This window comes from Paenibacillus sp. ALE2, assembly GCF_054113385.1.
Window position 1 is genome coordinate 3,453,913 of record NZ_CM134213.1, and the last position, 14,350, is coordinate 3,468,262.

The 14,350-nt window shown below is 42.5% G+C and carries 15 protein-coding genes and 1 pseudogene; 7 read left to right on the forward strand and 9 right to left on the reverse strand.

Annotation, left to right across the window (positions count from 1 at the left end; genetic code table 11):
• Nucleotides 1-920 precede the first annotated feature (920 nt).
• The 5 genes from ACXHJ1_RS15105 to aiiA all read right to left on the reverse strand — a co-directional run bounded on the left by ACXHJ1_RS15105 (nt 921) and on the right by aiiA (nt 5,442).
• Complete coding sequence (locus tag ACXHJ1_RS15105; protein ID WP_107733266.1) at nt 921-1,532, reverse strand: TetR/AcrR family transcriptional regulator; 612 nt, start codon at nt 1,530-1,532, stop codon at nt 921-923.
• A gap of 132 nt (nt 1,533-1,664) precedes the next feature.
• On the reverse strand, nt 1,665-1,883 hold the full coding sequence (locus tag ACXHJ1_RS15110; RefSeq protein WP_039276151.1) for a hypothetical protein: 219 nt from the start codon (nt 1,881-1,883) through the stop codon (nt 1,665-1,667).
• A gap of 29 nt (nt 1,884-1,912) precedes the next feature.
• Nucleotides 1,913-3,301, reverse strand: a complete 1,389-nt coding sequence (locus ACXHJ1_RS15115; RefSeq protein ID WP_025365402.1) for an Asp-tRNA(Asn)/Glu-tRNA(Gln) amidotransferase GatCAB subunit A — start codon at nt 3,299-3,301, stop codon at nt 1,913-1,915.
• 45 nt (nt 3,302-3,346) lie between these two features.
• The gene (locus ACXHJ1_RS15120; RefSeq protein WP_457904877.1) at nt 3,347-4,669 is read right to left on the reverse strand and encodes an MFS transporter; all 1,323 of its coding nucleotides are present in this window, start codon (nt 4,667-4,669) and stop codon (nt 3,347-3,349) included.
• 14 nt (nt 4,670-4,683) lie between these two features.
• Entirely contained in the window at nt 4,684-5,442 is a 759-nt protein-coding gene (aiiA, locus tag ACXHJ1_RS15125) for a quorum-quenching N-acyl homoserine lactonase AiiA (protein WP_025365400.1), read from the reverse strand.
• A gap of 161 nt (nt 5,443-5,603) precedes the next feature.
• On the opposite strand from aiiA, the gene ACXHJ1_RS15130 reads away from it, so the two are divergent.
• Entirely contained in the window at nt 5,604-5,906 is a 303-nt protein-coding gene (locus tag ACXHJ1_RS15130) for a hypothetical protein (protein WP_107733267.1), read from the forward strand.
• 166 nt (nt 5,907-6,072) lie between these two features.
• Nucleotides 6,073-6,288: a hypothetical protein gene (locus ACXHJ1_RS15135; protein WP_025365398.1), complete on the forward strand. Its 216-nt coding sequence runs from the start codon at nt 6,073-6,075 to the stop codon at nt 6,286-6,288.
• Between the two features lie 850 nt (nt 6,289-7,138).
• Here the strand turns inward: ACXHJ1_RS15135 and ACXHJ1_RS15140 are convergent.
• On the reverse strand, nt 7,139-7,648 hold the full coding sequence (locus ACXHJ1_RS15140) for a discoidin domain-containing protein (protein ID WP_025365396.1): 510 nt from the start codon (nt 7,646-7,648) through the stop codon (nt 7,139-7,141).
• A 348-nt stretch (nt 7,649-7,996) separates the two neighbouring features.
• Between ACXHJ1_RS15140 and ACXHJ1_RS15145 the strand changes: the two genes are divergently transcribed.
• Together ACXHJ1_RS15145 and sigK are read left to right on the forward strand one after the other, a co-directional pair.
• Nucleotides 7,997-8,368: a hypothetical protein gene (locus ACXHJ1_RS15145; RefSeq protein ID WP_025365395.1), complete on the forward strand. Its 372-nt coding sequence runs from the start codon at nt 7,997-7,999 to the stop codon at nt 8,366-8,368.
• A gap of 278 nt (nt 8,369-8,646) precedes the next feature.
• A complete protein-coding gene (gene sigK, locus ACXHJ1_RS15150) occupies nt 8,647-9,348 on the forward strand; it encodes an RNA polymerase sporulation sigma factor SigK (RefSeq protein WP_025365394.1) in 702 nt (233 codons plus the stop codon).
• 343 nt (nt 9,349-9,691) lie between these two features.
• On the opposite strand, the gene ACXHJ1_RS15155 is transcribed toward sigK, so the two are convergent.
• A complete protein-coding gene (locus ACXHJ1_RS15155; protein WP_107733269.1) occupies nt 9,692-10,666 on the reverse strand; it encodes an alpha/beta hydrolase in 975 nt (324 codons plus the stop codon).
• Complete coding sequence (locus tag ACXHJ1_RS15160; RefSeq protein ID WP_025365392.1) at nt 10,663-11,292, reverse strand: TetR/AcrR family transcriptional regulator; 630 nt, start codon at nt 11,290-11,292, stop codon at nt 10,663-10,665. The genes ACXHJ1_RS15155 and ACXHJ1_RS15160 overlap by 4 nt, the downstream gene beginning before the upstream one ends.
• A 221-nt stretch (nt 11,293-11,513) precedes the next feature.
• Here ACXHJ1_RS15160 and ACXHJ1_RS15165 point away from each other — a divergent pair.
• Together ACXHJ1_RS15165 and ACXHJ1_RS15170 are read left to right on the forward strand one after the other, a co-directional pair.
• Nucleotides 11,514-11,740, forward strand: a pseudogene (locus ACXHJ1_RS15165) (sigma factor); the annotation flags it as partial.
• A 157-nt stretch (nt 11,741-11,897) separates the two neighbouring features.
• Nucleotides 11,898-12,368: a 2-thiouracil desulfurase family protein gene (locus ACXHJ1_RS15170; protein WP_107733270.1), complete on the forward strand. Its 471-nt coding sequence runs from the start codon at nt 11,898-11,900 to the stop codon at nt 12,366-12,368.
• Nucleotides 12,369-12,461: 93 nt separating this feature from the next.
• On the opposite strand, the gene ACXHJ1_RS15175 is transcribed toward ACXHJ1_RS15170, so the two are convergent.
• The gene (locus tag ACXHJ1_RS15175; protein ID WP_457904878.1) at nt 12,462-13,211 is read right to left on the reverse strand and encodes a YdcF family protein; all 750 of its coding nucleotides are present in this window, start codon (nt 13,209-13,211) and stop codon (nt 12,462-12,464) included.
• Between the two features lie 211 nt (nt 13,212-13,422).
• Between ACXHJ1_RS15175 and ACXHJ1_RS15180 the strand changes: the two genes are divergently transcribed.
• Nucleotides 13,423-14,310 (forward strand): DMT family transporter, encoded by an 888-nt coding sequence (locus ACXHJ1_RS15180; RefSeq protein ID WP_045244361.1) that lies wholly within the window; start codon nt 13,423-13,425, stop codon nt 14,308-14,310.
• Nucleotides 14,311-14,350 lie beyond the last annotated feature (40 nt).

The following is a 14,350-nucleotide window of genomic DNA, read 5'->3' on the forward strand; positions in this document are numbered from 1 at the left end:
TTTATTTGATCCTGCTGTGCAACGGTATTTTATATTTAATGCCCTATTTGATAAAGAACATTATCAAAGGAAAACAATAGAACGTCAGAATTATAACAGTGCTGAACTTGTAGATCAATTGGAGAAAGCTCTTCAAACATTTGTGTATGAAAATCTTAAAATATCTCATAAGGCAATTGCTCGATATCTAAAAATTCCATTTTCTGCCTTGGGAGCACGGACTGGGTAATAGAATCTCTAAAGCAATTAGAAAGCAAAACCACAACAAGAAAAAGTTAAAGGAAAAATACCTTTGGTCACTTGCAAATGAGTACATCAAAACACACGATCATGAACAAATTACATTAAGGGATGTAGTCACATTTTTAGGGATGTCTTATAGCAATATAATCACGAATTATAACGAATTAAACAATAAAATAACTTCAAAAATAGAAGAAACTAAAGAGAAACTAAGACAGGAAAGAATCAATAAATATAAGGCTGATGTAGACTTCGTGATTTCCTATTTGCTCCAAAAAGCCGGCCGGATAACAGTTTGTACAGTATTAGAATACACGTGGGTATCTTACCATACTTTATATAAATCTATGCACGAAGTATTACTGTATATCCGTAAGGAGAAAGATAGACTAAATTTTAATAAAATCCCCAAGTGCTGTACAAATCTCTTCAACTCGCATAGCAGCCATTGGCAGAAAAAAAGGGTTGTCCCATAAGTCATAAAAATGACTAGGGACGTCCTATTCTCCAATTGTAAAACAATAAGAAACCGTTCCTGGGTAAAATGGAGGTACCACCCGACCATTTGAAAGGATATGGTTTCTTTGTACATTCAATATACCATTATGAGATAAAAAGAGGAGTTACGCAGGACTATCCCTCATCCATGTTATGTGGCTTTGTGGCCAGCCCCTCAATTAATGTCTATTAGCTCTTAAACCTTCAATAAATATGCGGTGTAATCCATCAAGAACTCGTTGGCTTGTAAAGCCTTCATCTTGGAGATGGTAATCGATATTGTGAAGCACGGCCAGCAGGGCTTCAATAGTATATGAAATGTCCACCCCGGATACGTCTCCCTGTTCAACGGCCTCATTTAGCAGATTTCTGCTTATATTGCGCATCCATTGACATAACGGAGATTGTAACGGACGATGCCCGGTTGAGGCCCGGCTGACCTCACAGAGCCAAGGAACTTTCGCCTCTAAAAAAGAGACATATCTTACGATTACATGGTAAAGCCGGTCCAAGGCAGCGGTTTCTGGGGATTGATCAAGAAATGCTTGAACTTCATCAAACAAAGGTTGGTATTCTTCATACGCGATCTCCTGACATATGTTGCCCTTATCCGAGTAGCGGCGGTATAGGCTTGCTTGTCCTACTCCAGCAGTCTTCGCAATCTGATGCATATTGACATTGTAAACACCGTTTTTGATGAAAAGTTCTCTAGCCGCCGCCAAAATTCGTCTTCGGTTTAACTCCTCTCTGGGAATTTTCAGAGAGACAGATTGCGATTCTGAATTTACCATAAATATCTCCCCTCATCATTAATTTAACTGTTATTTAACACGAAAAACGGACAATATGTCCGTTTTTCGTGTATAGGACATGTTGTCCGTCTTCATAATTATAATACATTTCGTGAAAAATTAAAAATACATTCATTTGGGTGACCGATGAGCTTTTTTTAATTTCTTGGTATAGTGCTTTTTGTAAATTGGAGGCAAATGCGGTTCAATGCCCGATAGGTCCAGTTCCTTTAAACTTGCGATCGTATGAATAAACTGCTCGTATGCTTTTTTCTTGTCGCTCGTCGTATCTGTTCCGGTTACGGTTGATGCTTTCCTGCTAACTTCAGAGTTAAGTTGCTTTTGATCCATAGATTACCCTCCATCAAATATAGTCAGGCTTACAAATCCGGATGTCTCTTGTGCCAGTCTGTATTCATTTCATAAGTATTGCCGATACCTAGTACTGTCGCTTCTTCGAAGGGGCGGCCAATCAATTGCATATTAATCGGCAGACCGGAAGGTGAGAAGCCGCAAGGCATGCTCAGGCTAGGCAAGCCAGTCAAATTGGTCGGAAGCGTAAATGAGTTCAATCTGAATACACTAGCATCATCATCTGCACGCGGCGCAGTGATCGGTGTTGCCGGCGTCAACAAGATGTCGATTCCGGACAATGCATTCAAAAAATCATTGACAATTAGTTGCCGGGCCCGCTGAGACTGAAGGTAAATGGAAGCCGGAATATCTCTACTGCTTTCAAGAAACATTCGGACGTCCGGTCCATACTGTTCCAATTCTGTCTCAAGCCACTTCTCGTGGTACGAGTACATTTCCGTCATCATAATGGCCATCGTCGCACTTCTAACATGTTTGATCAGGGGCAGGCTAACTTCGATGATTTCTGCTCCCAGTTCTCGGAATTTATTGATAGCGGCCTTCATCGCAGCTTCCACTTCCGGCATCAAATCCTCGTAATAGTAGCTTGTCGGCAATCCGATACGCACACCCCTGAGACCATTCGGATACATCTTGATACCTGGCGCAGGCAGATCGACAGTCGATTCATCCTTTGGATCGAAGCCAGACATCACATCCAAGCACAGGGACGCATCCATGACACAGCGGGTCAACGGACCCGGGTGGTCCAATGACCAGGCCATTGGAATGATACCATACCGACTGACCCGACCGTACGTCGGCTTCATCCCTACGACACCGCACAAAGCAGCGGGTATGCGGATCGAACCTCCGGTATCCGAGCCTGTGCCCAGATAAGTAAGTCCAGCCGCTAAAGCAGAAGCCGAACCGCCGCTTGAACCTCCCGTTACAAGTTCAGTGTTCCACGGATTGAGGCAAGGACCGAAGTGCGGGCTAGTTGTTGTCAATCCCGCAGCGAACTCGTGAGTCTGTACTTTGCCTAGCAGAACTGTTCCAGCCTCATGTAGCTTAGCTGCAACCGTCGAATCGTAATCGGGGACGAAGCTGTTCAATATTTTTGAACCGGCAGTTGTTCGGATCCCTTTAGTGTAATATAGATCCTTATGAACGATGGGGATCCCGTGAAGGGGCCCTTTGTACCGACCATGCATAATATCGCGTTCCGATTGCTTCGCTTGTTCAATCGCCAGTTCGGACGTTTGGGTAACGAAAACGTTCAGTTTCGGATTCAAACGTTCGATGCGGTGAAGCGCATGTTCTGTAATCTCTACCGGGGATATTTTCCTTGTTCGGATCCCCTCGGCCAGCTCATGAATAGCAGCAAAGGACAGTTGGAAATTTAATTTACTCATCTATTCATCCTCCATATCTTTCGGACATGTCGTAAGTCTACCAAACTAATTACCATAGCTTCCGCTAGGATTTGCTTTTCTTGCGAATAAGTATGTCAGGATTGCCAACAGGGAAATGGTAAAATAAACAACAAAAAAAGGCATCTTTAGATCAATCAGTCGGCCGACCAGCGCAGGGCCGAATGCTCCGCCTAGGAGATAGGCCAGTGTGAAAATACCCATCCCCACACCCAGCTCAGCCGAACGGAGTGTCGTCGAAACTAAATTGCTGCTAGAGGTGAGGACACCGTTGAATCCAATCATAAGGATAATGATCAATATAGCGTCGATCCATGGCGGCAAATGTACGGATACCCCCAGTAGTATAAATCCGCTGATGACGAGACTTTGCGATATGACAAGCACGCGGGAGCTTCCGAAACGATCTGTCCAACCTCCGATCCGGGATCCGAGCAAGGCTGCACAGGCGGCACCGGGAAGCATCAGCAGACCGATTTTACTAGTTGGTAAATGAAAGGAATTCTTCAGCATGACAGGAAGAGTAAAGGTTAACCCCGTGTTGCATACGAAGGTAAGGAATCCAATCCATAGAATTCGTCGGTAAGGAGCATTTTTCATGAAAGATGCATCGATAAATGGATGTTCTTTTTTCTGAATATGAGTACCGAACCATAGAAGAACTGCTGCTCCTGCAATGAGCATAAACCAATAGTTCGTAACCCCTAGCAACACCAACGCCAGTCCCGCGGAGAACAAAACAGCTCCGAGAAAATCGAATGAACCGCGGTCGTGTTTCTTGTCAGGAACATACTTGAATATCAAAGGGATAACAAATAGGCTCAGACTGGACACGATGAACAAAGCACGCCAACCAAAGTATTGCTCCACGAAACCGCCGAACACAGGCCCGAAGCCGGAAGCAAAGGCAATCGTGGCGGATAAGGTTCCCAGCACCCGTCCCTTGACTGTAGGCTTAAAATACAGGGTTACTGCCGCATAAGACAGGGGAGAGATGGATGAGGCCCCTGCTGCCTGCAGCAGTCTTCCAATGATAACTTGCAAGTATGAAGCTGCAAAAAAGCCGATCATAGAGCCGAAAGCTAAAAGGATTAAACCAATGACATACAGCTGGCGAAAGGAAAAGGACTCCGTTAACTTGCCGTAAGTACCGGCGCCGATAGCCATCAAAATGCTGTAACCGACCATAACCCAGCTCACCTGCGAGGAGGTCAGGGCAAAGTCAGCGGAAATCGAAGGTATAGACAAATTAAACATGGTCATATTGATGTTTCCGAAAATAATGAGCAAGCAAAGTGTCCCCATTAATTTCCGCTCATTGCCGGATAAAGCCATTGATTGAGTATCCATAGCCTGTCCCTCCATTACAGGAAGTCAGGAAAGGTGCGGCATTTTTGCGCCTGATCTCTATCGTGTCCCAAGAAAACATAGGACGGCCGAACATCCTGAATTAACTCCTGCATGCGAGTAATCGATTTGGCAGCCATCTCTTGATCGAATGTCAAGAACGGTACGCTATTCTCGAAGTTCTCCCGAGTATAAGCAACATCAATTGTCAGTAGCACTGGACCCGACTTTTCCGTTGTGACAAGGACTGATTGATGGCCAGGGGAATGACCCGGAGTGAATAAAATTTGAACCCCCGGAATCAATTCATGGTCACCCTCAATGATTTGATATTGTAAATCGGGCAGCCTGCACTCTAATGGAGAGTAATCCTCATTGTTTATGGCCGCATCATACTCTGCCCTTTGAATAAGGATCGGCGTATTGCGGAAATGCCCGTTTCCCCCAGAATGATCCAAGTGTAAATGGGAGCTAATGACCATTTGAATATCGTCAGGTCGATAACCGACACGCTTTAACACATTTACGATCGAGTCGCCGTCAGACATGTTGGGGACGACGCGCCCTTCACGTCTAGTCCTCTTGTAGTAATCGGGATTGTTGATAAAAGCGTCGGGCATTCCCGTATCGATGAGTATCGGCCCGCTGGTCGTTTCCAATAGAAAAGACCACACAGGCATTCCGACTAATTTCCCGGGGGCAAGGGTTCGATTAACTGCCGATTGATCTAGGAAACATTCACCTACAGGTAAAAAATACAACTTTTCAATATACATCCCAGTTTCACCCTTCATATATAAATTCGGACAGTTTGTCCGTTTTGTTTTGATTATATCGGACAAATTGTCCGATGTCAATTTGTCATCGGCGGTTGGGCTTCGGCAAAAGCCTTACACCTGCAACAATACGCTAAGCTAAAGAATGTCGCCTAGGTGGAGTGCAAATAAACAACGGGGCTGCGTTAAAGCCGCAGTGTACAAAAACCATGGGGATCGCAATTGATAAGTACTCAGTGGGAAATCGAAACGCTCATCATGTTATTGGACAAGAATTTGATAAAGTTGCCGTTGTAATAAACGAGCGTTTTTATTACAACGATTCTGGGCAGCTTTTGTCTACTAGAGAAGCGGGGGCACCTCCCTATCGTATGGACAAAATGCTGTACCAAATGCTAACGAGAGCACGACAGGAGATTACTGTTGTAATCTATAAAAACAAGGATATGCGAATGCCTGTTTGAAGATAATGGGCTTAAAATGATTGATTGTAGTCAGGAGATAACAATGTTTCGGTTCAGCCATCAATCCAGCGGGAGAAAATTTTTAGAGGTAAAGATTGATTGAATAACTGCTACGGGCTGTGGAGTCGATCAGTTGGACTTAATTAATAAGGAAAGGATGAGTTTTATGAAACTAAGCCTAAGTCGAAAAGCTAATCTTGAAGGTATGCTGATAGGAGATCAAGTTACAATTGGAGGGCCGGCGGTAGAGGAGAACATCCGGTTTGAAGTATGGAGAAATGAATCGGGATTTGAAATTAAGGTTTTTGATCGATTGGTAAAGTTAGATAAAGAACCTTTTTCGACTGTAGATCAAGTAATCAAATATATTGAAACCTATTGAGTTCAATTGATTGAGGACCTGGAAGCGGCTGCGGAGTCAATCAGATCGATTGGAGAAGTGGCCAGCCTGCAGCTGGGTGCAGGTCGATATGTATGCCAATAATTGAGGACTTGAAAAGGGGGATTTTATTCAAATTTTGCTTCAGGCTTTATCAAGGGCGTTCGCTTGAAACTGTTTGCATAAGTTATATTTAGTTTTCTCGTTGGATTATTCTTGTATTTAGGTCATGCACCGGTTTCATGGTTGTCAATCGACATTATGGCATTCTTCTTGGATTGCTTGGCTTTAACACGAATAGTCTGGTGGCTACGAGTTCCTGGTAAAGGGACGAATATTTACGGCTATTTTCGGTGGGATAATACGATAGAAATTCATATCGGAAAGGTTAAATCACCAATGGAGTTTCAGCGTCGGATTAGAAACACAATCAAATATGCTCGTGAAAAAGGATATCTTATTGAATACACTTCCGGCATATTGACGCAGGTATGAGTTACGGTAATACATGAGACGAATTTGGCTATACTTTTTTTGGTATATGTCTGAGACTTTATTAGCCGGGCAGATCGCCTACAGTTTACTCAAACGGATGTTGTGTCGCTGTTGCGGTTCAGTAGAACCAGTAGCTAAAAGGAATCTACTGGTTCTCATTTCTCTTCACAGTTATAGAATGACGAGTGATCATATTAGGGTGTGATTATGTTATTGTTGGAGGATAAGTCTCAGTTATAAAGCAAGAAAGTATCACTTATAACTAGAAATTTTAGGAATGTAAGAATAACTTTTGTCTCAAGTATAGCCATTACTCATAGAGGCGTTGTCCAGCCTCCTTTTTGTATTTTGTACTGGCTTATTCCGCAATAGCGGGATTTATATTGGACGCTCTGTAGGCAGGAACGCCATTGATTAGCGCGGTTCTTAGTTGAATGTATCGGATACCATAATAGGTGGTTGTATTATTCAATCCAGAGGAAAGTACAGCTATTTTATAATATGAAAAAGGAATTTCATTACTAAACTGATAGGTTATTTTTGCAGTGCTTGGTACAGCCTCGACTTGTCCTAACCTATACCAGTTTTCTCCGTCACTCGAGCCATGAAACGAAAACGAAAGTATAAAAGCGCGAGAAGGTGGCTGGGCTAAGAGGATATCATTGATCGTTTTTCCCGTATCTAATTTGAAGATGATTTCCCCACCTTTACCACTTAAGCTGCTCTCCCAATAGAGATTATTATCGATCAAAACATTCTTCGGAAAAGTATTTTTGGTATCTCCATTCGTTGAAACGTTATCTTCAGCTATAACGACAGGTTCCATGGAAAACGAATAACTATCTGGATTTTGACTGAATTTTGTCATGTTGAACTACCTCCCTTAGTTATTATTTCTAATTTGCTAAATATGTTGTTGTATATGATCTATATGAAACTCTCAATGAATGTATTCCTTAATTAAAAAAGGCATAATCATAAATGAGTGGCCAAGCATTATAATAGCAACCAGTTATTTCATGACTATACTAGCAATGGACGGGATAAGAACCTACGTAATTAAAAAATTCAAACGATATAGGAGGAAATAAGAAAAGGGTGCTATTTTCGGGTCTTTAACAAGCTCATTCTAAAGGCTAGGCTAATTTATATCGAAAAAGATTGAGAGAAACAATATAAAAACTATTTTAGGTGCGAGAAGGAGAATGTATGGAATATGAAAATATACTCTTATTATTTAGCAGATGGCGTATTCCCTTTGGATTGGGAAGTTTGTTTTAATACTGTTGAGGAATACAAAACCAAATTATTTGAGAAGTATACCGCTTCCCAAGAGTCCAATGATTTTGTAATAGGTGGATTTCATGTGCTTACCGATAAAATAGATGCAATTCTGAATTATGCTTTAGAGGATTTTCAAAAAGAATTTCCTCATAATTATGAGTTGCGTTGTCCCGCAATGATCTTCCCGTTGCCAAGAGGCGATGAGAGTAATGGTGCTGAGTTCGCTATTATTTTAAAACGAGATGAAGATGGAGATACGATAGTCTATTCCCCACTTCCGATGTCATATTTAGAAAAAAGTTAATACTCTACTGAAAGAAAATGGGGAAATCAAGTGATGAATAATGTAAAGCTATCCCGTGTTTCCCTCTGGCTATAGGAGTGCGTTGATTTGTCGAAGAGATCTCTAAGTTTCAAATTAAGTATTGGAGATTGCTCCAGAAAGATATCCGGCAAATTATTACGGAGCAGTTTTCGGAGTACAGGCACGGATGGGCACCTGCCTACATACAATAAACAGACCGCAAGCCCGGTAAGTAACAAAGGCCGGTAAGTTCGCAACTACCTCAGGAGGTGTCATCCGTGCCCGGACTATTTAGTGCTATCGCTCTGTTCATCAAGGAATTGACGCTACTCGTTTCCTATGTGAAAAACAACGCCTTTCCGCAGCCATTGACTGAGAAAGAGGAAGCTCGACACCTAAAGCTGTTTGCCGAAGGCAACGCACATTCCCGTAACACACTTATTGAACATAACCTAAGGCTGGTGGCCCATATTGTAAAAAAATTCGATAACACCGGCGAAGATTTGGAGGATCTTATATCCATCGGCACCATTGGACTGATCAAAGCTATTGAAAGCTTTCAGACCGGAAAAGGAACAAAACTGGCAACATTTGCAGCCCGTTGTATAGAAAATGAGATTCTGATGCATTTAAGGTCCCTGAAAAAGACACGCAAAGACGTATCTCTCCACGATCCTATAGGGACTGACAAGGAAGGAAACGAGATTACTTTAATTGATATCCTTGGTTCCGAGGCGGACGATATTGTAGATAAGGTACAGCTCAAAATCGAGAAGAGCAAAATCTATCGCAATCTGGATATTTTAGATGACCGTGAAAAAGAAGTGGTGATTGGCCGATTTGGTCTGGAAGCTGGAGGAGAAGAACGAACACAGAGGGAAATTGCACGAGAACTGGGAATTTCACGCTCGTATGTGTCACGAATTGAAAAGCGCGCGCTGATGAAGTTGTACCATGAATTTTACAAGCAGAAGGGATAATGGATAAGGAGATATTTGAAGCCGCGTTGCTCTTGTAGAGAACGCGTTGTTTTCTAGTTCATTTATTCAATTCCGAGTCTTTATTCAAATGATCTCCAAAAAGGATCTTCTCCTGACCAGCAAACAGCATACACTTGTCTTTTGTCTTTATCAACATGCTCTGTACTCGTACTACCGTTTTTTTCGCTTAAATAATAGCTATTTTGCTATGTATTTTCATTTAAAACGCAAATAAAAGCCTGTAGTGGTTTTCTGCACTACAGGCTAAAAATGCTTGATATTATTGGGTATTTTTACTTCGTCAGGACAAGCTTTTTCGCTAGTCGGCTCTCTTGGAGTGAATTTATTTTCCTACATACTCATCCAAAAAGCGATCTACTGTTTTGAAATATTCAGTGGGGTAATGGTTGATGGCATCGATGTGCTCCGTATTTTGCGGGTACCATACTTCTGCTTTTGGGTTATCTTTTAAGGACTCGTAAATAATTTCTGTATTTTTATAACTGATTTGCTGATCTCCAGTACCATGAATGAGCATAACTGGCTTGTCTTGCATCTTTTTTACCGCATTCATAGGAGATATGGAATCAAGATCAACCTTAAAGACCCAATTTGCCATCCATGTCGATGTATAACTGAATGGAAATGCAGGTAGACCTGAAAAGTAGGGCAAACCCTCTCTCAGAAATAGACCAGCATTACGAAAAGGACTATCCGCAATTACGGCTTTGATGTCATCACTTTCACTTGCGGCTAGCAGAGAAGTAGCAGCACCCATTGAAAAGCCGATAACTCCAATGTTATCACCCGTATGGTCTCTGGATTTTAAGTAGCTTACAGCTCCTAGCAAATCGTATTTTTCATTGAGGCCCAGTGTAATCAAGTCACCATCGGATTTACCTTGCGAGCTGAGGTCAAATGCCAATACATTGTAGCCTTTCGGAACGAAATGCTCTACTAACTTTTGGGTCCGCCCTTTGACTAAACGATTGCTCGTATATCCATGGACGACAACAATCGTCTTATCACTTGGTTTACCAGAAAGACCATTTGCAGGAAAGAAAGTACCTCTAATCGTATTATCATTTTTCAAACTCTTGAACTCGATCTCTTCGTAGGGTGTTTTATCGATATTCAATTCGTAGCTGACATTAGTGTCTCTAGGATGGTGCAACAAGGTGTCTACTACTTTATAAGATATAAAAAATACAAGAGCCATTACAAGCAGAATCACGATTCCTAGGCTCCATAAAATTTTCTTCCGTTTTTTCACACGAACGTTAAATGTCAGATCGGGTTGTAATGATGTTTGACTCATTCAGACTCCTCCGGTTTTTCTTTAGGTTGTATGGGTGCGAACAAATAAAAGGCATGCTCCTTCAGATTTTCCCACTCCGGATGCTGAATAATACTTTCTCCAAGAGTTAAGCCCACTCCATTTAAGAAAGAGATATAGGCACGAGAGATCATTGCTGGAGAAAAGCATTTGTTGAATTCTCCCATTAACTGTCCCTTGGCATAGATGCATTCGATCGCATCTGTCATTACCTTTACACTTTCAAGGACCTTCTGTGTAAGTTCAGGGAATCTTATTCGTTGTCCTAAGACAGATTGAACAAGCCGCAATTCATTTATATAGGAGTAGATATGGTTGAATTGTTCTGCCACCATGCTCTTAATCAATACGCCTGGTGTCCCTCCTTTTTTTAGACAAGCAAGCGATTTCACCTGAATATCAGCAAGCGGCTCAAGGACTGCGGCGTAGAATAAAGCTTCTTTGCTAGGAAAATATTGAAAAATGGTTCCAGGAGTCACTCCCACACTCTGAGCAATGATAGCCATTGTGGTATTAGAATATCCACTTTCTGCGAACAGGACAACAGCTTCTTCTAGGATACGTTTACGCCGCTCCAGTCTTTTTTCTTCATTGATGGGTCTTGCCAAATGTATTCCCCTTTCTTTAAACTAAACTTTCATTAATTAAATGATTAATTATTTAATTAATAATATATCTAAAATTACGACTTATAGCAAGAGTGAATTTATTTTATTTACGAGCAGGATGAACCTCAACATATAAAAATAAGCCGGAGTGCTGCCCAATATGCGCCTCAGGCTTGTTTTTATCAGATTATTTTGGATGAGTTAAACGTTCCGCCTTCCTTAAATTCGATAACACCGGCGAAGATTTGAAGGATCTTATATCCATCGGTACCATCGGACTGATCAAGGTCATTAAAAGCTTTCAGAATGGGAAAGGCACCAAGTTAGCAATATTTGCAGCTCGTTGTATAGAAAATGAGATCCTGATGCATTTGCAATCTCTGAAAAAAACACGCAAATACGTATCACTCCATGATCCTATAGGGACTGAAAGGAAGGCAACGAGATTTGAATACAGGATTATGATTATGTCATCAGCTGGACGAATATCCTGACGGAGCGCGGACGTAGTGGCGAGTCTAAATTTTCGTACGATGACTCTACAATCAAACTCGTTTATACTTTAAATTACTCAACAGTGAAAGCAATGGATATGAGGTGGATTAATGATTCTGGTAAGTTCATGTTTGGCAGGCATGAAGGTGCGATATAACGGGACGGATAGCTTGGATGTACATATTCAAAAGTTGGTAGAGGAAAAGAAGGCAATGACGATCTGTCCTGAGCTACTGGGGGGCTTTGTGATACCGCGAGAGCCTGCTGAGATTGTTGGAGGGACTGGGGAGGACGTACTGAGTGGCACAGCCAAGGTGATCGAGCTTTCAGGCAATGATGTCAGTGATATGTACATTAGAGGTGCGCACGAAGCTTTGCAAATAGCCAGAGAGGTTAACGCGTCACTTATTGTTTTAAAAGAAAACAGTCCGTCCTGCGGGTCGGCAGCGATCTATAATGGAGCATTCGAAAACCGTAAAATTGCAGGCAATGGGGTAACCTCCGCCTTGTTAAAAAGGGAGGGCTTTAAGGTCATATCAGAAGAACAAATATCGGAAATTTTCTTGCATGAGAATATGTAATGATAAAACAAGCGTCTTAATCGCTTACTGGCTTATAGCGGTGAGCGCAAGACGCTTGTTTGTGCTGTGTTCGCTTTACACCTGTGTATCACATTATTTAAGCTTTAAGGCCAAAATCCCCAAATACTCCTTGAGGGCTGTCCCGGTTGTAGATATGGCCCCAGCAGACGGTGAAAGTTTGGCAGCATACAGTGACAGCTTTTCACTTGCCAGATAGTCGGTTGGATAAGCTGTGGCTTGCATACCTGCACGCTGAAATTCCAGTGCAGCACGGGGCATATGGAATGCGGAGGTCACCAGAATAGGTTTTGTGAGCTGGTGCTGTTTTAAAATTTGGGAGGTATATACGGCATTTTGCTGTGTATTTAAGGAACGGTTTTCGATGAAGATGTCCTTTGCCGGAATACCGAGTCCTACTAGCTGCCTCTGCGCAATATTCGCTTCGTTACCACTGTCTCCAAACACTTGTCCACCGGAAAAAAGAATAGGTAGACCTGTTGCTTCATGCAGTCTAGCCGCAGTGAGCAGTCGGTTGGCCGCAGACCCTAACAGATTACCTTGTCCATTGATGTCGGGAGTTCCCTCTGTAGCTCCACCCCCAAGTACGACAATAACATCGCCTTGAATGGTACGGGGCTGTGGATACTGCTTTTCCAGACTACGGATTAACAAATCTCCAGCCAAATTAGTCGATGAAACATACAGCAGCAATGTAACAAGGAGCAGTACGACAGCAGGTTTACGCGCTCGTTTCCATAGCCAGATTACAAGCCCTGCCATCACGAGGATGAACAAACCGGGAGGAAGCACAAAGCTGTATAGAAATTTGATGAAATAAATCAAGTGCAGACAACCTCCTATCCTAATAAGCTTTATCTATTGGGTACATTGTAACATAGGCCAAAGACTGGATTCCTCTGTTCGAAAACCTATCCTATGAACAAGCGTGCTGGAGAAGCGGAGCTTTTCCCTATATATTTTTGTTTGATAAAGTTGTCCCATAGGCGTAATATATAAAGTCTAGTGATTTTTTTCATAGAGGAGCGAGTGCATCATGGGAGAGTTAACGACAGCCAAGCGGATAATGATGATCGCGCTACTGGTCGTATTGTGGGGCATTTCTTGGCCCATCTATAAAGTTGCACTGGAATTCACGCCTCCCCTTTTGTTTGCAGGACTACGCACACTGTTGGGTGGCCTGCTATTGGGAGCGATTTTAGCACCGAGATGGAATCGCATTCGCTGGAAAGAAAATTGGCGGGTGTATGCTATTTCAGGTATTTTTAACGTAGTTCTGTTTTATGGCTTGCAAACCGTGGGGCTCATGTACGTTCCATCAGGTCTGTTCTCTGTGCTGGTATATCTTCAGCCTGTGCTGGTTGGCATTTTTGCATGGATGTGGCTGGGGGAAGCAATGTCCAAGCTCAAAGTGATTGGATTGATCATTGGATTTCTGGGCGTGGCAGCTGTCAGTGTCGGAGGCTTTTCAGGACATGTGGCTATTGCAGGTGTAATTATCGCCATTATTACAGCAGTGAGTTGGGCGTTGGGAACCGTGTATGTGAAAAAGGTTAACAAGCGTGTGGATTCGTTGTGGCTGGTCGCATTTCAATGTACACTTGGAGGCATCGTGTTGACAGGGGCTGGATCGGTTACGGAAAGCTGGTCAGACATCGTATGGAATGTTCCGTATGTGTCAGGACTGGTGTTCGGGACTGTGCTCGGAATTTCACTATCCTGGCTGCTGTATTTCACGCTGGTCAATTCGGGGGATGCCAGTAAGGTCGCTTCCTATACGTTTTTGGTGCCTGTGATTTCAGTGTTTGTCAGTTCTATGCTGCTTCACGAATCGATTACGGCTTTTCTGCTGATCGGTCTGGTATTAATCGGCTTTAGCATTTATCTGGTTAATCGCAGAGTGAGGGTAGTACGGCAAGCTTGAAATTAATAACTTAATAATAGCAACAAGTAAGGACTCTGCT

Bases quoted from the DNA above. Each gene is read 5' to 3' on its own strand.
- ACXHJ1_RS15105 (WP_107733266.1), bottom strand. From the start codon at position 1,532: ATGGTAAATTCAGAATCGCAATCTGTCTCTCTGAAAATTCCCAGAGAG.
- ACXHJ1_RS15110 (WP_039276151.1), bottom strand. From the start codon at position 1,883: ATGGATCAAAAGCAACTTAACTCTGAAGTTAGCAGGAAAGCATCAACC.
- ACXHJ1_RS15170 (WP_107733270.1), top strand. From the start codon at position 11,898: ATGATTCTGGTAAGTTCATGTTTGGCAGGCATGAAGGTGCGATATAAC.
- ACXHJ1_RS15180 (WP_045244361.1), top strand. From the start codon at position 13,423: ATGGGAGAGTTAACGACAGCCAAGCGGATAATGATGATCGCGCTACTG.
- ACXHJ1_RS15140 (WP_025365396.1), bottom strand. From the start codon at position 7,648: ATGACAAAATTCAGTCAAAATCCAGATAGTTATTCGTTTTCCATGGAA.
- ACXHJ1_RS15115 (WP_025365402.1), bottom strand. From the start codon at position 3,301: ATGAGTAAATTAAATTTCCAACTGTCCTTTGCTGCTATTCATGAGCTG.
- ACXHJ1_RS15135 (WP_025365398.1), top strand. From the start codon at position 6,073: ATGAAACTAAGCCTAAGTCGAAAAGCTAATCTTGAAGGTATGCTGATA.
- aiiA (WP_025365400.1), bottom strand. From the start codon at position 5,442: ATGTATATTGAAAAGTTGTATTTTTTACCTGTAGGTGAATGTTTCCTA.
- ACXHJ1_RS15120 (WP_457904877.1), bottom strand. From the start codon at position 4,669: ATGGATACTCAATCAATGGCTTTATCCGGCAATGAGCGGAAATTAATG.
- ACXHJ1_RS15155 (WP_107733269.1), bottom strand. From the start codon at position 10,666: ATGAGTCAAACATCATTACAACCCGATCTGACATTTAACGTTCGTGTG.
- ACXHJ1_RS15145 (WP_025365395.1), top strand. From the start codon at position 7,997: ATGAAAATATACTCTTATTATTTAGCAGATGGCGTATTCCCTTTGGAT.